Raw genomic sequence first — 25,106 nt, forward strand, 5'->3', positions numbered from 1 at the left:
ATAATTATTGACCCTGTACTACTTTCAGGCCGGTTTCTGTGGCCACAACCAACTGCTCTTTAAACCAAACCCCGGCAATGATTGCCTTGCCGTCTTTTTCTGTCTGCAGGGAAAAGGAATCTCCTTTGTCGCTACTGGTTAACAGCACCCCGGCGTTAGCCAACACATAAACCGAATTATCCGGTGCGATAACGATGGCATTTAATAAGGCGGTGCTATCGACATCTACCTGTTGCCAGGAGTTGCCGTTGTCGTCTGAGGTAAATAAATTACCGCGTAAACCAGCGACAATAATCTTGTCGTTATCAACAACATTGATATCAAAAAATGAGCCCTGATAAATCTCGTCCAGTAACTGCCATTGTTTTCCCTGATCTGAACTTTTCGCCAACAGGCCCAGCTCGCCAACCAGGAACCATTCATTACCGATGGCCTTAACACGGTTGAAATGAGGCAAGATACTGCGGATCTCATCCAGATACATTTCTTCGTCTTCGGCTTTTAACTCCTGCAAATAAAGACGATCATCTTCGACAAGCATTTCATCATGAAATTCTTCCTGCCAGGTTTTGCCACCGTCTTGAGTGCGTAAAAAGCGGCCATAGGCACCAACGGCCACGCCATTATTAAGATCGGTAAACAACACATCGAATAAAGGACGTTCTAATTCGGGTGCATACATCTGTATCTGCCAGGTTTCACCTCCATCCGTGGTTTTCAAGATCACAGAGTCGTGCCCTACTGCCCAACCGTTAAGTTCATCGTAAAAAAACACCTGGGTCAGGGTCGAGACGGTAGGAACCAGTTTTTGCTTCCAGGATACGCCGTCTTCAGAAGATAAAATATGTCCGCGCTCACCGACGGCGATAAGTTTTGAGTCACTGACCTTAGCAATATCCAGCATCAAAGATTTACTGGCAAGAGGCAAAATTTCAGAATACTGGGGAGAATCAGCTTCGCTCGATTGATTATTTTGCGCGATTAACTGATTAGAAAACGTCAATACCGACAACAAGATTAGTATATTTCGCAACATGCATTTTCCAATGGTATAAATGAAAACGGTTGGCCGCAGCCAACCGTTGGTTACTACGATAAGAACGATTAGCGTCGACCTTCACGTCGCAATGCAGACGCGGTAAAGTCTTTCTCACTTAATGGAGTCTGGAAGTCATACATTTTATGTTCGTTGTCCAGACCCATCGCTATATAGCGACGCGACTGGAGATCGTGGAACACTTCAAGTGTAGACCATTGCGCTGGTAACTCGTAATAGTTGATGGCGTGTGCCATACCAACCCGATACAGCTCATTACGATTATCGTAAATATCTACGACAGAAACCTGCCATGAGTCTTCATCGATAAAGAAGGTACGTTTTTTATAAATGTGGCTGGTGCCAGATTTCAAATTCGCTTCTACTACCCAGACACGATGTTTCTCATAACGAACCAGGTCAGGATTAATGTGGCCTGGCTTTAAAATCTCATCATACTTGACGCTGTCAGAGTGCAACTTGTAATCGTTGTATGGGATCAGTAACTCTTTCTTACCGACTAAGGTCCAGTTATAACGATCCGGCGCACCATTAAACATATCGAAGTCATCGGTAGTACGCAGGCCATCCGATGCTGTACCCGGCGCGTCATAGGCGACGTTCGGAGCACGGCGCACACGACGCTGGCCAGTATTATAGGTCCATGCCTGACGTGGTGTCTTTACCTGATCCATGGTTTCATGGACCAATAGCGCAGTACCAGCCAGTCGGGCAGGTGCCATCACTTTTTGCTTGAACTTAAACAGAATATTGGTTTTTTCCAGCTCTTCGTAAGAAGCTCCTTTGATGCCGTATGGCAAAATCAATGATTCATCGAAGCTCAGATAGGTGTAGTCGCCACCAGCCGTCGGCGCAGCCTGCCCACCTTCACGCGTGACCTGTTCACCGCGATAACGTAATTCGTGATTCCAGATAACTTCCAGGCCGTTGGCCGGAATTGGGAACGGAATACCAACCGCAGCTTTAGTAATACCGTTGCCACCCTGGATCAGTTCACTACGGGTCGCATTTTTGCGAGTTTCATCATAAACGTGTTGCGGATAGGACGCGCTGCGACGAGTCTGATAAACATTCATTTTGAATGTATCCGGATAGGTCTGAAACAGCTTTTGCTGGCCCGGCGTTAATACGTCTGCGTAGTCACTGTAATTGCTCGCCGTAATGGTATAAAGGATTTTATCCTCTGGAAATGGATCCGGGTGATGGTCGCCCACTTTGTAACCGGCTGGTGGGTTAGTAATACCACCAGTCCAGGCTGGAATCGAGCCATCAGCATTGCCTGCCATTTCCGCACCAAGCGGAGTCAGTTCGGTGCCCAGTTTCTTGGCTTCATCTTCACTGACTTTAGCGCTTACTGTCGCTGAACCCAGGGCAAGTGAAATTGCCATTGAAATCATTGCAAATTTTTTCATCTTGTTAACCTTTAAATTGAATACTTGACGTTAAACGACACAAAGTCACGATCTTCTATTTGGTTAATTGTACCCGCACCACCGAAGAACGCATTATAACTGATGTCTGCTGACCAGCGGCTCTGGTAATCAAAACCGACGGTAAAGGCAACAGATTTACGATCTTCAACGAACAGGAACAAAGGATCAGGCGTGGTGCCTTTTACATCGTGAGAAAATACCACTCGTGGGGATACATTCACACCAGCAAATACATCGTTGTAGTCCAGTTTCGCCAGGGCGCGGTAGCCCCAGGCAAATTCGGTTGGGAACATATTGGTTTCGGTACCGCCAAACAGTGGCCCAATATACGGATTGTCCAACGTAGAAGTACCAGAGCGGCTACCACCCGGTCCATTCAGGCGTAACACATCTTCATCCGGCATATCCATAATGTTGATACCACCGATTTCTACCAGGCCGGTGAACTGGCTGGCGCCAAACGTTGGCCCGAATAAGTGGGTCAAGGTAACCTGAGCCTGCAAAGTATCGGACTCAATCCAACCTTTCGCAGCTTCACCCTGCTGGAATTCACTACCATCAGGTTTCTTCATTTGCGAGATACCATCTAAAAATGGTGCCAGGCCGGCATTGGCTAATTGCTGTGGTACTGCGGCAAACAACAACTCAACGTCATCGATTTGCAGTGGCTCGTCCTGGCGATAACTGACTTCACCGGCTACGGAAGTCAATCCAACCGTAGTATTGAAACTCAAGCCATATAACTTGATATCTTCCGGGAAGAACAACTGTGCTTTGGAGAATACGCCCAGCTTGGTCACATCATCCATGGCAAATTCCGGGTTTGCTACCATCGCCACATCCTGAGCGATATTGGTATAGTCAGCCGTAACACCTGAAATTAATGGTCTGCGGGAATGATAATTCATGTAGTACAGACTAAGTTCGGTATCATTTAACTCCGGCATGAAATAAGAGAAACGTAAACCGTACTGACCACCGTCTTCCGGCTCAACATTACCGACCAGATTGCCGTCGCTATCAAAGGCACTATCGCCGTAGCCTTGAGCGCGCAAGGTAACCGCACGGCTCAAACCAACCAGCATATTACCTGCCGTTGCGCCATCGCCACTACGGGCCAGTTCGCCCGCCTGTTGTAACATACCGTACAGGGTATCCAGGTTCAGGTCTGGAGCGGAACCAAAACCTAACTGAATATTATTGGCATAACCGCCAGAGCCAGCAAAGTCATTGGTAGAGAAATAACTGCCCGGTGCCGGCAGAATCGAGTTTTCCCAGCGATATTGATAGTAGGCTTCGATGTTAAAGTTTTCGGTAACGCCAAATGAAGTCCATACCGCACCAAACGGAATAAAGGCTTCTTTCAGCTCAGCACCAGGGGCACGCAAGCGAGCAATATCCACTGGGTTGATTTCGCTGATACCGTGGGAGATTAACGTCGACTCACCCCAACTGATCACTTGCTCACCGACCCGCACAGAAACCGGAGTATCACCGATATCAAAATCTGCATAAAAGAATGCATCTAACAGACGTACATCGGCACAGACTTCTTCTTTGGCATCGTCGTCATCACAAGGGTCATACTCACTGCCATCCAGAGGGTTTGAATAAGGACGGCCGCCACCCATAAGTTCAAAATCGTAGAAATAAAGACCACGGGCAAAGAAACCGAAGTTGTCGTAGCGCACATCTAACTCGTGAGAACCTTTGAAGACTCTGGAGAACGCTTCTCCGGAATTAAAATTAAGGTTACCTAAATCACCATTGGTCGAGTAAGAACCGGGTAAATCCCAGATCTGCGATGACGAGTAGTCATACATTTGCCAGTCCAGGTTGTTATTGAGATTGTTGGATTTACCAATATTATCGTTCCAATTGCGATTCTCAACACGCCAGCTCTCACCGTAAGAAAACGTTGAATCAAAACTGATTTCGAAATCTCCCAGATCAAAATTCACCGCATTGGCTTGTGTGACAGTCAAAGATAACAGTCCTACAGCAATACCTTTAGCTACCGGACTCTTGCAAAATTTAACCAAAGCATTTTGCTTCATGTTTTCTCCCCAAAAAAATACGCAAGTAATTTTATTTTTCTTTCTACGTATAGCAGTTAAACAATGATTACATCATTTATTCAACGTGGCAACCGTTAAAATAAATTACCAGGTGACTCTATATTAATGATTATTACGCTTTCTATGCGCCCCAACCCCACACTGTTTAAAACAGCCGTTTAAAACTCAATAGAATGGCAAATGGTGCGCATAATATTGGTTTTATCTGAGTCTATCGACTTTTTCTTTAATGGTCAGACCACGTTTAAAGTAGAAGCTCTAGAATTACCAAAATTAATTTAAAATAATTTTCCCAAACGCCTTAATTAACGAGAGCTGCGTTGATTTTCTCGCCAATATCAGCACTGATATCATCCAATTGCTGTAATCGCTGCAGTCGCTTACGCATTGTTTCCTGCACCGACGATGCAAAACCCTGGGTCTGAATCAATGGCGTAATTAGTCGTGAGGCAACCTGCGGATTAATCGCATCAAGTTTTACGATCTGATCCGTTAGCCAGTCATAGCCCCTGCCACTCGCATGATGGAAGTATTTCGGATTATGGACAGCAAAGCTGCCAATCAGAGCCCGCGCTCGATTGGGATTACGCATAGAAAATTTCGGATGATTTAGTAACCCTTCTAACCTCTCAAATACGGCGTCATCTTCAATACGGGCCTGAATTGAAAACCATTTATCCATGACCAGGCTATCGTCTTGCCATTGCGCAAAAAAGTCGCGGTTTAGCGCCTCAAAACAAGGTAAGTTTTCACTCGCCGCGACCTGCAGGGCGGCAATTTTTTCCGTCATATTACTCGCTTTCTGATACTGCGCGGTGACCTCAGTGTCAAAGGACTGCCCCTGTACCAGATACTCCAGGCAAGCATTTTTCAGGGCTCGATACCCCGCTCCGTGTCCCTCACCCGATTGCAGCTTTTGATCACAGGCCTGATACATGGCCTGTAACTTTGCCTGTTGTTTACCTAGCAAATCAAGCTTAAACCGGCTCAGTGCATTTAACAGTTGCTGCGGCTCTACATCCTGTAAAAATTCCGTCATCTCGGCAAATCCGGGTAAGGTAATTTGCAGCGCCTTGAATGCAGGTTCAACCTCAGCATCGAGAATATCAGCAAAAGCCCTACTCAGGCTATCCGCCAAGCTGAAGGACTCATCCTGATAATAGTGGGCGATACACTGTCGAAACAGAATCTGTGTTGCTTCCCAACGCGAGAAGCCATCATCGGCATGTACCATGATGGTCATCAGTTCATCTTCACACTGGCTGAAATGAAGCTTAACGGGGGCGGAAAATCCGGTCAGTAAAACCACTACAGGCTGCTCGTTGAGCTGCTCAAAGGTAAATTGTTGCGTTGTTTGTGTCAGCGATAACACACCCTTGTGCATAACTTTTTTCGAATCTTGTGCCAGTAATTCGTAGCCTATTGGGATTAGCAAAGGTGGATGCTGTTGACCCGATGCAGGCCGTTGTTCTACGGTCAGGGTTAAAGAACCGCTGTTCGCATCATAATTGCTTGTGGCCTCAACCTGAGGCGTGCCAACCTGAGAATACCATAACGAGAATTGCTGCAGATCGGTATCATTGGCTGCGGCCATTGCGGCGATAAAATCATCACAGGTCACTGCCTGGCCGTCATGCCGAGCAATATATTCTTTCATACCGCGCTGGAATCCCTGCTCACCCAGTAAGGTGTGTAGCATGCGGATCACTTCAGCGCCCTTTTCATACACGGTTAAGGTATAGAAATTATTCATTTCTACCACCTTTTCCGGGCGGATTGGATGAGCCATTGGGCCGGCATCCTCGGCAAATTGTTGCGCTCTTAGTAACCGCACATTGCTGATCCGGGTCACGTCTGGTTGATGCATATCGGCACTAAACTGTTGATCACGAAATACCGTCAATCCTTCTTTCAGGCTAAGCTGAAACCAATCGCGGCAGGTAATCCTGTTGCCAGTCCAGTTATGAAAGTATTCATGGCCAATCACTGCCTGGACATTAAAAAAGTCATCATCAGTGGCACTGCGCTGATCGGCCAGCACGAATTTCGAATTGAAAATATTCAGGCCTTTATTTTCCATCGCTCCCATATTGAAAAAATCAACGGCGACTATCATGTAGATATCGAGATCATATTCCAATCCAAATACCCGTTCATCCCAGGCCATGGAGTCCTGCAATGCCTGCATCGCAAACCTGGCTTTATCTAAGTTGCCTTTATCGACAAATAATTGTAAAGCGACTTCACGTCCTGACTGGGTCACAAACCTGTCTTCGAGCAAATCAAAATCACCGGCAACCAGGGCGAATAAATAACAAGGTTTTTGGAACGGATCGTGCCAGGTAACCAAATGCCTGCCACGCTCCAAATCTCGTCGTTCAATGCAGTTGCCGTTCGCGAGAAGGTAAGGATATTTATCTTTATCGGCAACGATTGTGGTGGTGTAAATCGCCATCACATCCGGGCGGTCGAGAAAATAGCTGATGCGTCGAAATCCTTCGGCTTCACACTGGGTACAAAAAGCGCCGCCAGACTTATATATGCCTTCTAGTGCGGTATTGGCTTTCGGATTGACCAGGGTTTCTATGGTCAAGGTAAACGCCTGAGGGCAATGGGTGATGGTAAGACTCTGCTCATCGCATTGATAACGGCTGGCATTAAGGGCTTCACCATTGAGCCACAACCCCTGAAGTTCCATATGTTGGCCGTCCAATACCAATGGTTCATTTTCATCGGCATCGCCATGGCGCTTAATTTGCATTTGATTGCGCACCAGGGTGCGCTCATCATCCAGCTCGATATAAAGATCTACCGTATGAATTTGATAAGGCGCTGGCTGATAGTCTTTTAAAAATCGTGGGGTAAAATCTGTCATGACTCTGCTGTAATTACTTATTTGAAGTGACTGGACGATTGCTGTTGCCGGTTACTTTAGTGGCCAGGGTTTTAATCTGAAAACCAATAAATCCGTAGACGACCGCTAAAACCGGGTTAATCAGGTTAAAGAAACAATAGAATATATATTCGAAAGGATTAACCGCCAAAACGCTGGCCATATAGGCACCACAGGTGTTCCACGGAATTAACGGCGACGTAATGGTACCTGAATCCTCGAGGGTACGACTGAGCACTACCGGGTGTAAACCACGACGTTCATATTCTTCTTTGTACATCCGGCCAGGCATAACAATCGACATATACTGATCGGCGGTAATAATGTTGGTACTGATACAGGTTGCAACCGTGGAAGAAATTAACGCCCCGGTTGACTTGGCAAAGCCAAGAATGCTGTTGATGATTTTTCGCAGCATGCCGAGTTGTTCGAGCACGGCACCAAATGCCAGGGCACAGATGATCAACCACACCGTATTAAGCATGCTTGCCATACCACCACGCGATAACAGGCTATCGAGGTTTTCATTACCGGTATTTACCGACACACCATCGAAAAATGCGGTCCAGACCACAGTCACATTGCCATCGAGGCGGCTCATACCCTCAGCGGCCAGTGACATAATAAAGTCCTGTTGAAATAATACCGCCCAGATGGCGCCGACGATGGCGCCGATGGCAACGGACAAAAATGCCGGTACTTTTTTAATCGCTAATCCAAGTAGAACAATCAATGGGACTAAGTTAATGACCGAAATATCGAAATGCTGGACCATCAGGTCGTTGAGTTCCATGCCTTTATCACTGATGCCACTGACATCTTCTGTCAGGCCGAGAATCGTGAATAAAATCAACGCAGTTGTGATTGACGGTACCGTCGTCCATAACATGTAACGGATATGTTCGAATAATTCACTACCAGCAACCGCAGGCGCCAGGTTGGTCGTTTCCGATAAAGGCGAGATTTTATCGCCAAAATACGCGCCGGATATTACCGCACCAGCGGTAATTGCCGGTGATAAATCCAGGCCATTGGCAACCGCCAGTAATGCAACACCAATAGTCGCTGCCGTCGTCCAGGAACTACCTATTGACATCGACACCAATCCACAAATCAGACAGGTTGCCGCGTAAAACCAACTGGGATTGAGTATGTTTAGCCCGTAGTAAATCATTGTTGGTACCGTGCCAGATAATAGCCAGGTACCAATCAAGGAGCCAACCGCAAGCAGGATCAGTACTGCGCCAAGAGAGATTGAGATTCCCTTAACAATAGCCTGCTCCATCGCCTGCCAACCATAACCGTTTTTAAATCCGATGATAATTGCAGCGCCAGTAGCAATCAGCAAAGCTATCTGGTTTGGGCCATACGAGGAACCATCTCCGAAATAACGGACGGCGGCCACTAACAACGTCACCATGATGACTAAGGGGATGGCGGCATCGAGTGCACTGGGATCTCTTGGGGAATGTTGACTTGACATAAAACTATATTCCGTGAATTTATTTAATTGCTTTTATTATTTTATTCGAACGACAGGCTCAATCGGTTGAGCCGAAAATACCAGCCAGTATAAAGGAAATAAAATCAAATTACCCCAATCTCGCTCGCATAAACGAGCAGATATTTGGTATACCTATAAAAAAACCGCCATAACAGGCGGTTTTATAAGCAGATGAAATTAGCGGCTATTTTTTGGCAAGCTTGCCAATTTCAACTAAGTCGAATGTAATGTTTGCCGATTCGTCTAAGAATGGGTCCAATTCAGATAAATCTTCAGGAATGTCATCAATCGAAGAAACCGGCTCTTTGTTCATCGCCTGCAAACGTAAATTCGCTCTGGCCAGACGTTTCGCCTTGTTTTCTTCACGCTCTGCTTTGCGCTCTTCGTAATTTAATGAAATCGATTTATCATCCTTCTTAGCCTGATATTCGGCAATATCTTCGGCCAGGTATTTAAACTCTTCATTTTTCTTGATTCTCTGGTCATGAAGAGACTGCAGGTAGGAGATGTCCTGGCTGAAATCATGCAGGCGGCGATAAGGCGCTTTTTTGATCTTATCCCAAACCAAAGCATGCTCTTCCTGGCTTTCACCCCACTCCGCCGGATCGATTGCCGAAGGGAACTCAATATCAGGTTGTACCCCTTTGTGCTGAGTGCTACCGCCATCGATGCGATAGAATTTAGCAATCGTAAACTGAATGCTGCCCAACGGATTCTCGTACAGGTCATAGACCCGCCCTAAACCACGGTGCTGCTGTACCGTGCCCTTACCGAACGTATTTTCACCGATAATCACAGCTCGACCATAGTCCTGCAATGCTGCAGCGAAAATCTCTGAGGCCGATGCACTGTAGCGATCGACAATCACCGTCAATGGACCGTCATAGTAACTGAGGCCATCAGTGTCTTTGTTAATTTCGATTCTATCGTCAATACCGCGAACCTGAACAACTGGCCCCTTGTCGATAAACAGGCCCGTTAACAAGGTCGCTTCAGTGAGAGAACCGCCGCCATTACCACGAAGGTCAACGACAATACCCTGAACGTTTTCTTCTTTTAACTTGGCGATTTCTTTGGCGACATCGCGGGATAGTTTGTTATAGAAACTTGGAATGGTGATAACACCGAGCTTTTTGCCATTTGCAATGGCTTCACCGTCAGCATTCTTTTCGATATAGACTTCCGATTTTGCGGCCCTGTCTTCCAGTTTGATCTTGTCACGAACGATCGATACCACAACAATACGCGGGTCATCTTCGCCCTTTTGCACTTGCAGACGCACCGTCGTGCCTTTCGGCCCCTTGATTAAGTCCACCACATCATCAAGTCGCCAGCCGACTACATCAACAAACTCTTCATCGCCCTGAGCAACCGCGATCACTTTATCCTTGGGCTTTATTTTTTTGCTTTTATCCGCCGGGCCACCGGTAACCACGCTTTGGATCACAGTAAAGTCATCTTCAGCTCGCAATACCGCACCAATACCTTCAAGCGACAGGTTCATTTCCATTTGGAATCGCTCGGCATTACGTGGTGATAAGTAAGAAGTGTGTGGTTCAACGGTACGTGAAAACGAATTCATTACTACCTGGAAGACATCTTCACTTTCACCCTGGCTTAAGCGTTTAATCGCATAGTTATAACGCTTAGAAAGGATTTCCTTAATCTTCGGCCATTCTTTACCCGCCAGCTTCAAATTCAGGGCATCATATTTGACACGTTTACGCCAGATTTCATCCAGCTCGGCCTTGGATTTCGCATATTCTGCCTCTTCCCGGTCGAATTCATAACTTTCATCAATTTTGAAATCGAATTCGTTTTCCAGCAAGGTTAGCGCGTGCTGGTAGCGTTCATAGCGACGCTTGACGTTAAGGTTATATATGTCGTAGGCATCCGCTAATTTACCTGAAACGATCATATCGTCGAACTGATTACGATATTTTTCCAGCTCGTCGATATCTGATTGCAAAAATACCGAGCGGTTGTAATCGAGCTGCTTCAGGTACAAATCAAAGATTTGCGATGAAAGCTGATCATCGAGTTCAAACTGCTTGTAATGAGAGCGAGAGTAAGTAGCGGTAATACGTTTACTGGCAGTTTTATGCTGCATTTCCTGAGATAGCTGCGGCAAGTCATTAACATCAATCTTCGGCTGCTCAGCAAAAACGGCTGTGGATGATAACGATAACGAGAAAGCAACCGCCAGGGCTATTCGAGATACATTCTGCATAAAACTACTCCATTGGTTTATTTGGTAAAGATTTTGTCCGCTCGAGTTTTGACTACCATGCCGGAGAATAACTGCACACTGACATCTTTACCCGCTACTTCAGTAATAGTAGCATCAATTGGTGAATTCCCAACTTGCACTAACACCTTCATTCCAGTTTTCAATGTGTTAGCTTCAGCTTGGACTAATTTAACGGGTTCTTTTTTCGGCGCCTTTTTCGCTTTTACCGGTTTGTTTTTTGATTTCCCCGGTATAGTAGAGCGTTTTTCAGCGGCTTTAGTTCCTTTATAGGTCTTATTTTGCTTATTTTCAGCTTCTTTTTTGTTAGCAAATTTTTCCTGGCTCTGTTTCAGGGCGTTGGCAGCAAACTCAGCCTGTGCTTCATCAATCTCAGCAACCGCTTCACCTTGCAGGTTCACACGCTGGGAGCCTTTCTTGATGGCCTTAAGGTAACGCCAACTCGATGTGTAGTGGCGAAGCGCTTGTCTTAATTGCGTTTTGCTGACTTTTTCGTCTTCTTGTAACGCTTCAGCAAGTTCTTGAAAAATACCAACCTTCAATGGTTTTACCGCACCTTGAGAGGTAAAGCAAGCCGGGAATTTTTCGGCCAGGTATTGAATGATTTCTTTGCTTGAGGTTTTCTTGGTTTCCATAGTATTACTTCGTAAATTAATTGTGCTGAGATTGCAGATATTGATCACGATTCGTCAACAGGTGGTGACACCAGTCGATAAGTTCATCTTCTTCAATTTCAGCCAGATGTTCCTGCCCTATCCAGGTATCCCAGACTAATTCCAGCAAGAAAGTTAATTGTTGAGGATCAATGTCCTCTTCCGCCATTTGATAAATGGTGTGATAAATCAGATTCAGTTTTTCTGCGACCAGTTCTTCCTCGCCATCCCAGTCGCCAACGACCTGTTCAGAGACAAGGTAATCATGAATCACCACAAATTCTTTCATCCGCTGCAGCGCTCCTGCAGAATATCGACAACCTGCTGCAATCCTTCAGCGTCCTGTTGATCGAAATTAGCAAACGCAACACTGTCAATGTCGAGCACACCAATGCACTCACCGTTAACATATATTGGTATCACAATTTCGGAATTACTGGCCGCATCGCAGGCGATGTGACCCGAAAACTGATGGACATCGGCAACTATCTGAGTTTTGCCTTCCTGAACCGCTGTACCGCAGACGCCTTTACCTACTGGGATGCGGATACAGGCAACCTGTCCCTGAAAGGGTCCTAAGATAAGCTGTTCATCAACCAATCGATAGAATCCTGCCCAGTTGACATTATCAAGAGCGTTAAAAAGAATCGCACTGATGTTCGCCATATTGGCGATGATATCGGATTCGCCAGCGGTAATAGCATCTACCTGCTGAACCAGAGTCTGATAAAAATTGCGTTTATCCATATTTGCTTCGAGCCGTTATGTTACGTGCATTACATCGCTATGTTACATGCGTTGCAATGAAAAGCGCATAACATACCTCGTAACTTCACTAAGTTAAAGCTTTAGTTTTAAAATATACCAATTCCACTAAGTGTTTTCCCACTCAGTGAGAATTTAAAGGCTTTTAGGCAAGGCCTTGATTGCCGAAAATGGTCGCTCCATTGTCAAAATCAGTAACGCCGTATAAAAGCCTTTAAAACTCACCCGTAGGAAGTTTATCAGAGGTCCATTTCCGGCCCTAGATTTCATTAATATAGAATGACTATATCAATGAAATCTATGTTGCAAATGAACCTCTGCCCAAACTCTGCGTTGTGTAAAAACTTAATGGAATTGGTATTATCGAATAAAGGCTAGTTTATCTCAAATATCATCCGTACCTGTGCCGAAATTTGCTGTTCTGCTGGTAAAGATTGGTAATTCGGCGCATCGGCGGTCATCCCGTATACTCGCCTTGGCGCAAAATTTTCAGACTCTTTTAAATAAGATACGGCTCCAAGGCTGACCTTGGCATGTTTGGCAATGCGTTGGGCTTTCATCCTGGCATCCTCAATGGCGGCATCCAGGGCCTGTTGATAAAAGAAGTCCGCTCGACTTACTTCATAACGCAGTCGGGATACACTGGAAACCCCAAGCTGCACACCTTTTTCCAGCAATTGATCGTAGTGATTTAGGTTTAACAGGGTGAAAGTGATGTGTCGGGATACTTCAATCAGTGCCGGACGCTGCTGTGGCTTAGTCGACTCATTGTCGGATTTTGGCTGGGGCCGATGATTTTCCTGGGCAAATATTGGCCGGATTCGCAATTGCGAAGACTCTATGTCTTTATCAGCGATATAAAGTTTATCGGCGAGCGACAGTATCTCTTTTGACTTTTTATCGACAACCCCTTTCGCGTCGTTCGCTGTGGCCGCTCGCTCACTAATGGTGATGGTAAAAATAAAGGTATCAGGCTTAACAATCACTTCCCCTTTACCAATCACTTCGATTCCTGCCGGGTTCGTTGCTTTTGCCTGCTCAGCATGGCCTGGCTGAGAATAAAGTGCAACCAGCATAGTTATTAGCAGAAGCGGTTTCATTGTTGTTCCTCCTGTAAATAACGAATAAATTCCTGACGCTCAATGTCTGTTGCCTGCTGCCACCAGTATTTCATCATTTCCAGGTTATCCGGCCCCTGATGGGTAAATTCTGTAGGGTCATCACTCAGGCTTTTCTTAACCACCTGTTGCCGTCGTTGTTGCTGCATTGACATCAGTTCCTGCTCGTAAGTCTGCTGACTGATTTGCTCGACCGGTATGGCCTGATTGTTACTATCAACGAGTTGCACGCGTGGTGATGTGGCAAAGGCTTTTGCCTGTTCAACATCAGCCTGCAATGGATGAAGGAGTTGCAACTTGGCATCAGCACTGACACTGAACATGATCACAAAAGGTTCCGAGCGCACGGTTTGATGATCATCTTCGGTGGCATCTTCAAACATCTCTCGATACTGCAGTTGTACGCTATGTTGGCCGGCGGCTAAATCCAGTTCGGTGGCTCGGGTGAAAAATGATTTACTCCGTTTTTCACCGTCGACGGCTAACACCTCGAAGGTATCGGGAATCGTTAATTGCGCCGCTTGCGCGGTTATTGCGGTAAGGAAGAACAGACAAACAAGAATCGCTTTCATGCTTAAGGACATCAGACATTATTTATTAGTGTATGAGTAAAATTTAGCTGATAGCCCCCCTTGAAGACAAGGTAATCGGCAAAATAATCATTAGCTTATACCAATCACATTAAATTATTGCTCACTCAGTGAGAATTTAAAGGCGTTTAGACAAGGCTTTGATTGCAGAGAATGGTTACTCCATTGTCAAAATCAGTAACGCAGGATAAACGCCTTTAAAACTCACCCGTAGGGAGTTCATCAGAGGCCCATTTACTGCCCTATAATTCATTAATATAGAATGACTATATCAATGAAATCTATGTTGTAACTGAACCTCTGCCCTAACTCTGAGTTGTGCACAAACTTAATGTGATTGGTATTATAAAAAAAAGACAGGGATACCTGTCTTTTTCTGAAGTTTTAAGGAGGGTATCAAGATTACAGGTCGAGCGTCTGGCCCGGGATCCGAACCCAGCCTTCCATAAGCACCCGGGCGCTGCGACTCATTGAGACTGAGTCTACTTGCCAGGCACCATGCTCCTGCATGGTTTTAGCACCAACTTTTAAGGTTCCTGATGGATGACCAAAGGTAACTGACGATGACGCCTGTTGTTTAAGAGCGTTTGCCACCATAGTGCCCGGAATCGCTGCGGCGGTGCCAATAGCAACAGCGGCAGTACCCATCATCGCATGGTGTAATTTGCCCATAGACAAGGCTCTGACCAGAACGTCTATGGACTCACTAGCAATCGCTTTTCCGCTCGATGCAACATAAGATTCTGCTTCAGCGACAAATGCCAGCTTCGGCGTATGTTGCCGCACCTTGGCTTCTTCAAGATCCGTAATTAATCCCATTTTCAATGCGCCGTGGGCACGAATGGTTTCCAGTCTCGCCAATAACGCTTCGTCATTATTAATATCATCCTGCAATTCCGTCCCGGTAAAACCGAGCTGCGCAGCAGGAATGAAAATGGTTGGGATACCCGCGTTGATAAAGGTGGCATCAAATTCACCAATATCAGGAACCTCAAGAGAATCACTTACATTACCGGTTGGGAATAGAGAACCGTCTTTGTCGGCTGGATCGATAAAGTCAATCACCACTTCTGCGGCTGGAAAAGTTACGCCATCCAGTTCAAAGTCGCCAGTTTCCTGAACCTTGCCATCGGTAATAGGCACATGGGCAACGATGGTTTTACCGATATTGGCTTGCCAAATGCGAACCTCAACCACACCATTTTCCGGAATTCGCTGGCTTGCAACCATGCCCTGATCTATCGCGAAAGCGCCAACCGCAGCAGTGAGATTTCCGCAATTGCCGCTCCAATCGACAAAAGGCTTATCAATAGAAACCTGACCGAATAAATAATCGACATCGTGATCGGTCTTCTCGGAGGGCGACAGGATCACAGTCTTGCTGGTACTTGATGTTGCACCGCCCATACCATCGGTTTGCTTTTGGTAAGGATCCGGGCTGCCAATAACGCGCAGCAATACCGCATCCCGAACCGGTCCGGGTTGCTGCGCGGCATCTGGTAAATCAGCGAGGTTAAAGAACACCCCTTTACTAGTGCCGCCACGCATATAGGTTGCCGGTATTTTTATTTGTGGAAGATGAGACATCTATCTCTCCTTTGTTTATCCAATCAGGTGGCACAGCTCGTGCCACCGACCTTTATGCATTGGCGCTTAAAAAGTCCTGTGCGAACTTTTGCAGCACACCACCGGCACCATAAACGGATACTTCTTCGGCGGTATCAAGACGACATTTCACCGGGATCTCAACACGCTCACCATTGGCGCGGGTCATCACTACCGTCATTGACGCACCTGGAGCAGGTGTGCCTTCAACATCAAACGTTTCACTACCATCAATCGAGTAAGTATTGCGAGTATCATTGTTAGTGAATTCAAGCGGCAATACACCCATACCAACTAAGTTAGTACGGTGAATGCGCTCAAAACCTTCGGCAACAATGACCTGAACACCTGCCAGGCGAACGCCTTTAGCTGCCCAGTCACGGGAAGAACCCTGACCATAGTCAGCGCCAGCAATGATGATCAGAGGTTGCTCACGGTCCATGTAAGTCTCGATTGCTTCCCACATTCTAGATTGCTGCCCTTCCGGCTCAATACGCGCCAGTGAACCCTGAATGATGTCACCCTTGTCATCACGAACCATTTCATTAAGCAATTTCGGGTTAGCAAACGTTGCCCGTTGTGCAGTTAAATGATCGCCGCGGTGTGTCGCATAAGAGTTAAAATCTTCTTCCGGCAGTCCCATTTTCGCCAGGTACTCACCGGCCGCGGAGCTAGCCAGAATCGCATTCGAAGGTGATAAATGATCAGTGGTGATATTATCGCCAAGAACCGCTAATGGACGCATACCTTTCATCGTGCGCTCACCAGCAAGGGCTCCTTCCCAGTATGGCGGACGACGAATATAAGTACTCATCTCGCGCCAGTCGTATAGAGGGCTCAGGGCATTATCAACATTGCGAATTTCAAACATTGGCTGATATACCTTGTTAAACTGCTCCGGTTTTACTGCAGCGTCCACAATGGCATCTATCTCGTCATCACTTGGCCAGATGTCTTTAAGACGAATATCGTTGCCATTGCTGTCTTTCCCCAGCACATCTTGCTCAATATCAAAACGCACGGTACCGGCAATCGCATAGGCAACCACAAGCGGTGGTGACGCTAAGAATGCTTGTTTTGCATAAGGATGGATTCGGCCATCAAAGTTACGGTTTCCAGAAAGTACCGCTGTTGAGTATAAATCGCGCTCGATCACTTCCTGCTGAATTTTCGGATCCAATGCACCGGACATACCGTTACAGGTAGTACAGGCATAGCCAACAATACCAAACCCGAGCTTTTCCAGTTCTGACAATAATCCCGCTTCTTCAAGATATAATTTGATGACTTTCGAACCTGGTGCAAATGAAGTCTTCACCCAGGGTTTGCGAACCAGACCTAATTCATTAGCACGCTTGGCAACTAGTGCCGCCGCAATCACATTGCGCGGATTCGAAGTATTGGTACAACTGGTAATGGCAGCAATGATACAGGCGCCATCGGGCATATTGCCCTGCCAGTTATTTAAATCAGGTTCTTGCCATTGACCGGCAATCTCACGTTCTGCCAGAGCCGACGTAGGTAAACGACGGTGCGGGTTGGATGGCCCAGCCATATTGCGAACCACAGAAGATAAGTCAAATTCAAGGACTCGCTCGTATTGCGCACCAGCCATATCATCTGCCCACAGGCCAGTTTGTTTGGCATAATTTTCAACCAGGGCGACCTGCTCTGGATCACGTCCGGTCAGTTTCAGATAATCGATGGTTTGTTCATCGATATAGAACATCCCAGCTGATGCCCCAAATTCCGGAGTCATATTGGAAATCGTTGCCCGGTCACCGATGGTCAGCTCTCGAGCGCCGTCACCAAAGAATTCCAGATAAGAGGAAACGACACGTTCATTGCGCAAAAATTCGGTAATTGCCAGAACAATATCCGTTGCGGTAATACCTGGCTGACGTTTGCCCGTCAGCTTAACACCAACGATATCGGGTAGACGCATCATCGACGGTCGACCCAACATCACGGTTTCTGCTTCCAGACCACCGACACCAATAGCAATAACCCCAAGGGCGTCAACGTGAGGCGTATGAGAGTCCGTTCCGACACAGGTATCCGGGAACGCTACCCCATCACGGGCCTGAATAACCGGCGACATTTTTTCCAGGTTGATCTGGTGCATAATGCCATTACCAGCCGGGATCACATCGACGTTTTCAAAAGCAGTTTTGGTCCATTCGATAAAATGAAAGCGATCTTCGTTTCGGCGTTCTTCTATCGCCCGGTTCTTATCAAATGCATCAGGATCAAAGCCTGGCGCTTCAACGGCTAATGAGTGGTCAACGATCAATTGGGTTGGTACGACCGGGTTCACTTTCGCCGGATCGCCGCCTTTCTCGGCGATAGCATCACGCAGTCCGGCAAGGTCGACCAGTGCCGTTTGCCCTAATATATCGTGACAAACTACCCTGGCAGGATACCAGGGAAAGTCTAAATCGCGCTTTCGCTCAATCAGTTGTAACAGGCAATCGTTCAGTGTTTCCGGATCGCATTTACGAACCAGCTGTTCCGCCAGAACTTTTGAGGTGTAAGGTAAAGTGTCATAGCTGCCAGGCTTCAGTGCTTCTACCGCTTCTCTGGTATCAAAAAAGTCGATGTTGGCATTAGCTAATGGCTTACGGAATTGGTAATTCATATCAATATCCACAAAATAGGTAAAAAGGACGGGGAAGCACCCTGCTTCCCCGAATCTGTGTCTGTTTATGTCTCAGACATCAATGCTAAGACCAGAGTGACAGAAATGCTCTATCGTTTTGCAATTGGGGCTACTTTGCGTGGTTCCGGACCGATGTAATCCGCGCTAGGGCGAATAATACGGTTATTATCCCGTTGCTCCATCACATGTGCTGCCCAACCCGTTAAGCGTGAACAAACAAAGATTGGGGTGAATAACTTGGTCGGAATGCCCATAAAGTGATAGGCCGAAGCGTGGAAGAAATCGGCATTACAGAATAGTTTTTTGGTATCCCACATGTACTCTTCACAGGCTACCGAAATATCATACAGGCTAGTGTCACCGAATTCCTGTGCCAGCTTTTCAGACCAACGCTTAATGATAACATTGCGCGGGTCAGTGGTACGGTATACCGCATGGCCAAAGCCCATGATTTTTTCTTTACGCTCAAGCATGCCAGCCATTTGAATCTTTGCATCTTCCGGCGATTTAAACGTCTGGATCATATCCATTGCCGCTTCGTTGGCACCACCGTGCAGAGGACCACGCAATGAACCAATGGCACCGGTAATGCATGAGAACATATCAGATAACGTGGATGCACATACACGAGCCGTAAACGTCGAGGCATTAAACTCGTGCTCAGCATAGAGAATTAACGATACGTCAATAACCCGGCGGTGTAATTCTGATGGGGTATTACCGGTTAACAATTTTAAAAAGTGGCCGCCGATTGAGTCTTCATCGGTAACACAATCAATCTCAATGCCCTGGTGAGAATAACGATACCAGTAAGTCATAATCGCCGGAAAGGCTGCCAGCAACCGATTGGCGGCGCGGTTTTGTTCTGAAAAGTCGGTTTCCGGCTCAAGGTTTCCTAAGAACGAGCAACCGGTGCGCATCACGTCCATCGGATGAGCATCTTTAGGAATACGCTGTAACACTTCTTTCAGTGCCTGTGGTAAATCACGCATTTGGCGCAACTCTGCCTTGTAGGCATCTAATTGTGCCTGGTTTGGTAACTCACCGTTAAATAGCAGGAACGCTACTTCTTCAAACGTTGCATTGTCGGCCAGGTCGGAAACATCATAACCACAGTAAGTAAGGCCTGTACCCGATTTACCTACCGTACAAAGTTTGGTTTCACCCGCACTTTGTCCACGTAAACCTGCACCACCTAATTTCTTATCTACCATAATATTCTTCCTGTATTAACTCTTGTTGTTTTAATTTGAAACGGTCGCCGCCAATATGTTAGCGGCGCTATCTTATTCGATTGTTGTTATTTGTTTTTGCCTTGGGCAAAAAGAGAATCAAGCTTTTGCTCGTACTCGTGATAGCCAAGATAATCATAAAGCTCCATACGAGTTTGCATGGTGTCGATAACGGCAGTCTGATCGCCATCAGCAAGAATCGTCTTGTACACCAACTCAGCCGCTTTATTCATCGCCCGAAACGCCGACAGCGGATACAACACCATTGCGCAACCCCACTCGCCTAATTGCTCTTTATTCCACAATTCGGTTTTACCAAACTCGGTAATGTTAGCCAGAATTGGCACATCCAGCGCTTGGGCAAACGCTCGATAATGCTCTTCGGTTTGCACGGCTTCGGCAAAAATACCATCGGCGCCTGCGGCAATGTATGCTTTGGCGCGTTCAATAGCGGCTTCAAGGCCTTCCTGAGCAAAAGCATCGGTGCGGGCCATAATAAAGAAGTCAGAATCGGTACGTGCATCAACCGCCGCTTTAATTCGATCGACCATTTCTTCGGTAGACACAATTTCTTTATTTGGACGATGGCCACATCGTTTTTGCGCTACCTGATCTTCAATATGAACGGCAGCAGCGCCGGCCTTTTCCATGTCACGAATCGTTTTGGCAATGTTAAATGCACCGCCCCAACCTGTATCGATATCAACCATTAGCGGTAGATCGCAGGCACTGGTTATACGTTGCACATCAGCAACAACATCATTTAATGACGTCATACCCAGATCCGGTAATCCATAAGAGGCGTTGGCCACCCCACCGCCAGACAAATAAATTGCCTGGTGTCCCAACTGCTTAGCCATCATTGCGCAATAAGCATTAATAGTTCCTACGATTTGTAACGGCTTGTTATCCGCTAATGCCTGTCTGAATTTCGCGCCAGGCGAAAGTTGCTTAGTCATTAATCTCTTCCTTCTTGCTGTAATTTGTTTTCGATGTTTTTACGAGAAGCGGCAATATGTCGGCGCATCAGCATTTCTGCTAACTCGCCATCCCGATCAGCAATTGCTGACAATATTGCCTGGTGCTCATGGAAAGCCCTGCTGGCTCTGGGTGAATTCATACCAAACTGACATCGGTACATACGTACCAGGTGATATAATTCACTGCATAGGATATTGATCAGTTGTTGATTATGAGAGCCTTTTATCACACGATAATGAAAGTCCAGATCTCCCTCTTCCTGATAATAAGCCACCCCCTGCTGTACCGACTGGCTGTTACCATGGGTATCCAGCACCGCTTGCAGATCGGCAATTTCCTGGTCTGTCATCGAGATTGCCGCCAGTCGACACGCCATACCTTCCAGCGCTTCCCTAACCAGATAGATTTCCAGCAGTCCCTGAACGGTGCATTCGACGACGCGACTGCCAACATTGGCTTTGCGGTGAATTAAATGACACTTTTCAAGACGATTTAATGCTTCTCTGAGGGTAGAACGGGAAATTTGGTATTGCCGGGCAAGTTCAGGCTCGCTGATTTTGCTGCCAGGGGGGATATGACCTTCGACGATTGCATACTGGATTTGTTCAAACACCCTGTCTGCGGTCGTTACCGCCTGTGTCGAGGTGGGATTACTTATCGGGGATTTTGCACCTGCTTGTGTCAATTTCGCTCCAATTGTCGACAATCAATAAGTTAAATGGCATTGTCGACGACTTTTTACCGGATGTCAACCGAACCCGTTAATATTGTCGACAATTATTGTCGACAATTCGATAACTTAAGTCCCTAAAGCAATAATAAAAATTTAAAGAAAAATATAACTACCTGATATAAAAGTATAATTACGTCAAATAAACAGCTTCTCGTTTTTTCCCATGACAACACAATGGTTTCGAACAACATGCCTGGTCGACAATTTATCAATATCAGCAGGCTTTCAAAATCCAAGGTTTCGAAACTGTTAATAAAATGTGATCAAAATGTGAGCTAGATCAAAAATACCATCGTAGTGGTTTGGTAGAGTTACAATTTAACGCTCAATTGCGCGGATTTTACGCCTCAACGTGGTGTGGATAAAAAATTAACAAAAAATTAGCATATATTAATTTTTGAACTATCATTAGAGTTTCAAGTAGGTTGAAATTTGAGAGAGGTGTGTGCCCCGGCCACATCTGTCACGCGAAACACACACATTTATTAGCGCAGGCTCATTCCTGATGAGCCATTCCCCTGAGCCCGAAACGTTTATCGTCTCGGGCCTTTTTTTTATTACAGGGATGTATGTATGCCCGGTGAGCAGGATGCGGTACGGGTATGATGATTTGGGATGTATGTATGCCCGGTGAGCAGGATGCGGTACGGGTATGATGATTTGGGGTGTAGGTACCCTGCGTCACAGGGATGGTTATCGCCATGGACGGTGTGTATATCGAAAATGCCGGGATGCCGTCATGGACGATGGTATATCGATTGTGTCTGGAACTGACAATCGATTCGATTTTCGAAATGAAGCATGGGTGTACGGGATGTATGCCCGGTTATCGCCATGGACGGTGTGTATATCGATTGTGTCGGTCGTTATATGGAAGTAACTTATTAGAGCAATGCAAGGAGCAATTGCCGAGAACATTCAATCGATTCAATTTTCGATGAGCAGGATGCGGTAAGGGTATGATGATAGTGATCATAATTACCCAACCTTAACGGCAACTCACAGCATCACCCGCTCTTTGGCAGACAAATCTATCGAAAACTTCTCCGCGAACTCTAACTTTTGTTCTAAGCTTTATTAAAACAACAAGTTATAGGCATACCGAGGCGTAGCAGAGTTACGTAACAGCGCTATGAAAACGTTATTCAAGCAATACCCTGGCAGTATTTCAGGCGATTTTCGTTCCCCCCTGTCAGCATTGATGCTGCTTCTCACCGCTGTGTTGTGTTTCGGCTCCTGCAATTTATCCTACGCAAGCAACAATGGCTACCTTGGCTCAGATACCTGTAAAGACTGTCATCAACAAGCATTTAAAAACTGGCAGGGTTCTCACCATGGCAAAGCGATGGCACATGCCAATGCTGACAATATTGTCGGTAACTTTAACGATAACCACGTCGTCTTTAATGGCGAGACTTACCACTTTTTTCAAAAGGATCAGCAATATTTCGCCCGACTCAAAGATGCAAACGGCAAATTTAACACCTACCAGATTCGATATACATTTGGGATTTATCCGTTGCAACAATATATGGTGGACTTAGGCAAAGGGAAGATCCAACTGATCCCGTTTGCCTGGGACAGCCGATCAAAAGCGCAAGGCGGTCAGCGTTGGTTTCACCTATATCCTGAGGCTATCGATGCACGCCATGAGTTCTTCTGGACCAATCAGGGACAAAACTGGAACTATATGTGTGCCGATTGTCATTCGACCAATGTGAAAAAAAATTATCAGGCCAGCAATAATGGTTATGAAACGTCTTTTTCTGAAATCAGTGTTGGTTGCGAAGCTTGCCATGGTCCCGGTGCCGAACACGTAACGTACTTGCAAGCCAAGGATAAAACTCAACTCAGCAAAGAGGCTATGGTTAATAAGGGCTTTGATCGAAGCCTGCACAAATTAGTTCAGCAGTGGCAACCCAGAGCCGGAAGTCATATCCTCCAGCCAGTGATGGCAGAGGATGCAGATTCCAGTAAGCAGACCCTCGTGTGCGCTCAGTGTCATAGTCGCCGCATGCAATTAGGCAATAACGATTACGTCGCCAGTCACCAGTTAGGGGATAAATATTTACTTAACTTAGTTGAACCAGGTGCCTATCATCCGGATGGGCAAATCTATGATGAGGTTTATGTTTACGGCTCTTTTTTACAATCTAAAATGCACCAAAAAGGTGTCGTGTGCACGAATTGCCACGAGCCCCACAGCGGTGAATTGCTGGTTGAAGGCAATGGCCTGTGCAATCAATGCCATATCGCTGAAGCCTATGACACGCCCGAACATCACAAGCATGCGAATTCCACCGCTGGTAGCCAGTGCGTGGATTGTCATATGCCAGAAACCACTTACATGCAGATTGATGCCAGGCGAGATCATCGCTGGCATGTGCCAAATCCACAACAGGCTGACAATCTACAAACCCCGGACGTATGCCTGACCTGTCATCAGGAGCGAGGTCGACAATGGAGTATTGAACAGTTTAAACGATGGCAAAACGACGCCAGCAATGACAATTCAAATCAACGCTTTGGCACCGCCTTCCTGGCTTCGGAATTAGGCTACCCACAGGCGGCCGCCTGGCTATCAAAAATCGCCCAGGACGTAAATTACCCCAATATTATCCGCGCCTCTGCCCTACAACGCAGTGCCAATATTGCCGATAACAATTCCCTGGTGGCTATTGCCCGGGGATTAAAAGCGGAAAATGCCTGGATTCGCATTGGTGCCATTCGTGGTGCTGAAAACCTGCCGGCCAATTCACGTTGGCGCCTGATATATCCGCTCACCAGCGATCCGGTATTGGCGGTGCGAATCGAGGCGGCCAGAGTTCTCCTGCCTGTCTGGCAAGCCTTGTCTGATGCACAAAAGGGATCACTAAAACCCGTGTTAGACGAGTATATTAAGGTGCAACATTATAATGCCGATCGCGGATTTGCCCTGACTAACCTGGCCAATCTACACGCGTATCAAGGTGACTTTGCGCAGGCCGAGCAATGGTATCAACAAGCTATTGCCATTGAACCCTTTTATGTTAATGCATACTTAAATTTTTCTGAGCTGTACCGGCAACAGGGTGATGAAAAACGTGTCATTGAAATTCTAATGAGTGGCGAAGATAAAGTCGCTGCACCGTCTGCGCTTTATTATCAGCTAGGCCTGTCATATATTCGCCAGAAGCGATACGCTGAGGCAGAAAAACACTTCGCTGATGCGGTTAAAAGCGAGCCATCCAACTCTCAGTATCAATTTGTTTATGGCCTGAGTATCAAAGAATCCAATCCCGGGCTTGCCCAACAGGCGATGTCAAAAGCCTACTCAATAAGCCGCGATCCCCAGCATTTGTACGCATTGTGTGAGCTACAAATTGAGCAGCGCTCATTTGCCGCCCGCCAGTGCATAGAGCGCCTGAAACCATTAGTCGACGAAAGCGTTATCGAACAGTTACGGCGTCGCCTGACACAGTAACAAAGATCAGGTAAACCGCGTTATTAAAATCCCCTGAACCCTTAAATCTCATTTATTAATCAATTAGTTGTAAGGACTGCTATTATAGTTTAGG

Annotated in this window: 18 protein-coding genes; 2 read left to right on the top strand and 16 right to left on the bottom strand. The window is 46.4% G+C overall.

Features of this window, described 5'->3' with window-relative positions:
- Positions 1–4 precede the first annotated feature (4 nt).
- The 16 genes from E8M12_RS06360 to E8M12_RS06435 form a co-directional block, all read right to left on the bottom strand.
- On the bottom strand, positions 5–1,036 hold the full coding sequence (locus E8M12_RS06360) for a WD40/YVTN/BNR-like repeat-containing protein (RefSeq protein WP_136735262.1): 1,032 nt from the start codon (positions 1,034–1,036) through the stop codon (positions 5–7).
- A gap of 68 nt (positions 1,037–1,104) precedes the next feature.
- Positions 1,105–2,469 (bottom strand): DUF1329 domain-containing protein, encoded by a 1,365-nt coding sequence (locus E8M12_RS06365; RefSeq protein WP_136735263.1) that lies wholly within the window; start codon positions 2,467–2,469, stop codon positions 1,105–1,107.
- 11 nt (positions 2,470–2,480) lie between these two features.
- Complete coding sequence (locus E8M12_RS06370) at positions 2,481–4,547, bottom strand: DUF1302 domain-containing protein (RefSeq protein ID WP_136735264.1); 2,067 nt, start codon at positions 4,545–4,547, stop codon at positions 2,481–2,483.
- Positions 4,548–4,869: 322 nt separating this feature from the next.
- Entirely contained in the window at positions 4,870–7,443 is a 2,574-nt protein-coding gene (pepN, locus tag E8M12_RS06375; RefSeq protein WP_136735265.1) for an aminopeptidase N, read from the bottom strand.
- 13 nt (positions 7,444–7,456) lie between these two features.
- Complete coding sequence (gene nhaC, locus E8M12_RS06380) at positions 7,457–8,944, bottom strand: Na+/H+ antiporter NhaC (protein WP_136735266.1); 1,488 nt, start codon at positions 8,942–8,944, stop codon at positions 7,457–7,459.
- 205 nt (positions 8,945–9,149) lie between these two features.
- Positions 9,150–11,195, bottom strand: a complete 2,046-nt coding sequence (gene prc, locus E8M12_RS06385; RefSeq protein ID WP_136735267.1) for a carboxy terminal-processing peptidase — start codon at positions 11,193–11,195, stop codon at positions 9,150–9,152.
- Between the two features lie 17 nt (positions 11,196–11,212).
- Entirely contained in the window at positions 11,213–11,848 is a 636-nt protein-coding gene (gene proQ / locus E8M12_RS06390) for an RNA chaperone ProQ (protein WP_136735268.1), read from the bottom strand.
- Positions 11,849–11,864: 16 nt separating this feature from the next.
- Entirely contained in the window at positions 11,865–12,155 is a 291-nt protein-coding gene (locus tag E8M12_RS06395) for a hypothetical protein (protein ID WP_136735269.1), read from the bottom strand.
- Entirely contained in the window at positions 12,152–12,613 is a 462-nt protein-coding gene (locus E8M12_RS06400; RefSeq protein ID WP_136735270.1) for a GAF domain-containing protein, read from the bottom strand. Before E8M12_RS06400 ends, E8M12_RS06395 begins: the two co-directional genes overlap by 4 nt.
- A gap of 392 nt (positions 12,614–13,005) precedes the next feature.
- The gene (locus tag E8M12_RS06405; protein ID WP_136735271.1) at positions 13,006–13,731 is read right to left on the bottom strand and encodes an SIMPL domain-containing protein; all 726 of its coding nucleotides are present in this window, start codon (positions 13,729–13,731) and stop codon (positions 13,006–13,008) included.
- Positions 13,728–14,321, bottom strand: a complete 594-nt coding sequence (locus E8M12_RS06410) for a YccT family protein (protein WP_169303059.1) — start codon at positions 14,319–14,321, stop codon at positions 13,728–13,730. Before E8M12_RS06410 ends, E8M12_RS06405 begins: the two co-directional genes overlap by 4 nt.
- A 420-nt stretch (positions 14,322–14,741) precedes the next feature.
- Positions 14,742–15,926: a 2-methylaconitate cis-trans isomerase PrpF gene (prpF, locus tag E8M12_RS06415; protein ID WP_136735273.1), complete on the bottom strand. Its 1,185-nt coding sequence runs from the start codon at positions 15,924–15,926 to the stop codon at positions 14,742–14,744.
- Between the two features lie 52 nt (positions 15,927–15,978).
- Positions 15,979–18,582 carry a Fe/S-dependent 2-methylisocitrate dehydratase AcnD gene (acnD, locus tag E8M12_RS06420; RefSeq protein ID WP_136735274.1) on the bottom strand — a complete coding sequence of 868 codons (2,604 nt, stop codon included), beginning with the start codon at positions 18,580–18,582 and terminating at the stop codon, positions 15,979–15,981.
- A gap of 110 nt (positions 18,583–18,692) precedes the next feature.
- The gene (prpC, locus tag E8M12_RS06425) at positions 18,693–19,817 is read right to left on the bottom strand and encodes a bifunctional 2-methylcitrate synthase/citrate synthase (RefSeq protein WP_136735275.1); all 1,125 of its coding nucleotides are present in this window, start codon (positions 19,815–19,817) and stop codon (positions 18,693–18,695) included.
- 86 nt (positions 19,818–19,903) lie between these two features.
- A complete protein-coding gene (prpB, locus tag E8M12_RS06430; RefSeq protein WP_136735276.1) occupies positions 19,904–20,794 on the bottom strand; it encodes a methylisocitrate lyase in 891 nt (296 codons plus the stop codon).
- A complete protein-coding gene (locus tag E8M12_RS06435; RefSeq protein WP_136735277.1) occupies positions 20,794–21,501 on the bottom strand; it encodes a GntR family transcriptional regulator in 708 nt (235 codons plus the stop codon). The genes prpB and E8M12_RS06435 overlap by 1 nt, the downstream gene beginning before the upstream one ends.
- 700 nt (positions 21,502–22,201) lie before the next feature.
- On the opposite strand from E8M12_RS06435, the gene E8M12_RS06440 reads away from it, so the two are divergent.
- Positions 22,202–22,429: a hypothetical protein gene (locus tag E8M12_RS06440; RefSeq protein WP_136735278.1), complete on the top strand. Its 228-nt coding sequence runs from the start codon at positions 22,202–22,204 to the stop codon at positions 22,427–22,429.
- A 252-nt stretch (positions 22,430–22,681) separates the two neighbouring features.
- Positions 22,682–25,012: a tetratricopeptide repeat protein gene (locus E8M12_RS06445; RefSeq protein ID WP_136735279.1), complete on the top strand. Its 2,331-nt coding sequence runs from the start codon at positions 22,682–22,684 to the stop codon at positions 25,010–25,012.
- The last annotated feature ends 94 nt before the right edge of the window (positions 25,013–25,106 follow it).

The organism is Thalassotalea mangrovi (assembly GCF_005116735.1).
Lineage (GTDB): Bacteria > Pseudomonadota > Gammaproteobacteria > Enterobacterales > Alteromonadaceae > Thalassotalea_A > Thalassotalea_A mangrovi.

What these genes read in the sequence shown, in the direction of transcription:
- E8M12_RS06360 (WP_136735262.1), bottom strand. Translation starts at nt 1,036, where the DNA reads ATGTTGCGAAATATACTAATCTTGTTGTCGGTATTGACGTTTTCTAAT.
- E8M12_RS06365 (WP_136735263.1), bottom strand. Translation starts at nt 2,469, where the DNA reads ATGAAAAAATTTGCAATGATTTCAATGGCAATTTCACTTGCCCTGGGT.
- E8M12_RS06370 (WP_136735264.1), bottom strand. Translation starts at nt 4,547, where the DNA reads ATGAAGCAAAATGCTTTGGTTAAATTTTGCAAGAGTCCGGTAGCTAAA.
- pepN (WP_136735265.1), bottom strand. Translation starts at nt 7,443, where the DNA reads ATGACAGATTTTACCCCACGATTTTTAAAAGACTATCAGCCAGCGCCT.
- nhaC (WP_136735266.1), bottom strand. Translation starts at nt 8,944, where the DNA reads ATGTCAAGTCAACATTCCCCAAGAGATCCCAGTGCACTCGATGCCGCC.
- prc (WP_136735267.1), bottom strand. Translation starts at nt 11,195, where the DNA reads ATGCAGAATGTATCTCGAATAGCCCTGGCGGTTGCTTTCTCGTTATCG.
- proQ (WP_136735268.1), bottom strand. Translation starts at nt 11,848, where the DNA reads ATGGAAACCAAGAAAACCTCAAGCAAAGAAATCATTCAATACCTGGCC.
- E8M12_RS06395 (WP_136735269.1), bottom strand. Translation starts at nt 12,155, where the DNA reads ATGAAAGAATTTGTGGTGATTCATGATTACCTTGTCTCTGAACAGGTC.
- E8M12_RS06400 (WP_136735270.1), bottom strand. Translation starts at nt 12,613, where the DNA reads ATGGATAAACGCAATTTTTATCAGACTCTGGTTCAGCAGGTAGATGCT.
- E8M12_RS06405 (WP_136735271.1), bottom strand. Translation starts at nt 13,731, where the DNA reads ATGAAACCGCTTCTGCTAATAACTATGCTGGTTGCACTTTATTCTCAG.
- E8M12_RS06410 (WP_169303059.1), bottom strand. Translation starts at nt 14,321, where the DNA reads ATGAAAGCGATTCTTGTTTGTCTGTTCTTCCTTACCGCAATAACCGCG.
- prpF (WP_136735273.1), bottom strand. Translation starts at nt 15,926, where the DNA reads ATGTCTCATCTTCCACAAATAAAAATACCGGCAACCTATATGCGTGGC.
- acnD (WP_136735274.1), bottom strand. Translation starts at nt 18,582, where the DNA reads ATGAATTACCAATTCCGTAAGCCATTAGCTAATGCCAACATCGACTTT.
- prpC (WP_136735275.1), bottom strand. Translation starts at nt 19,817, where the DNA reads ATGGTAGATAAGAAATTAGGTGGTGCAGGTTTACGTGGACAAAGTGCG.
- prpB (WP_136735276.1), bottom strand. Translation starts at nt 20,794, where the DNA reads ATGACTAAGCAACTTTCGCCTGGCGCGAAATTCAGACAGGCATTAGCG.
- E8M12_RS06440 (WP_136735278.1), top strand. Translation starts at nt 22,202, where the DNA reads ATGATGATTTGGGGTGTAGGTACCCTGCGTCACAGGGATGGTTATCGC.
- E8M12_RS06445 (WP_136735279.1), top strand. Translation starts at nt 22,682, where the DNA reads ATGAAAACGTTATTCAAGCAATACCCTGGCAGTATTTCAGGCGATTTT.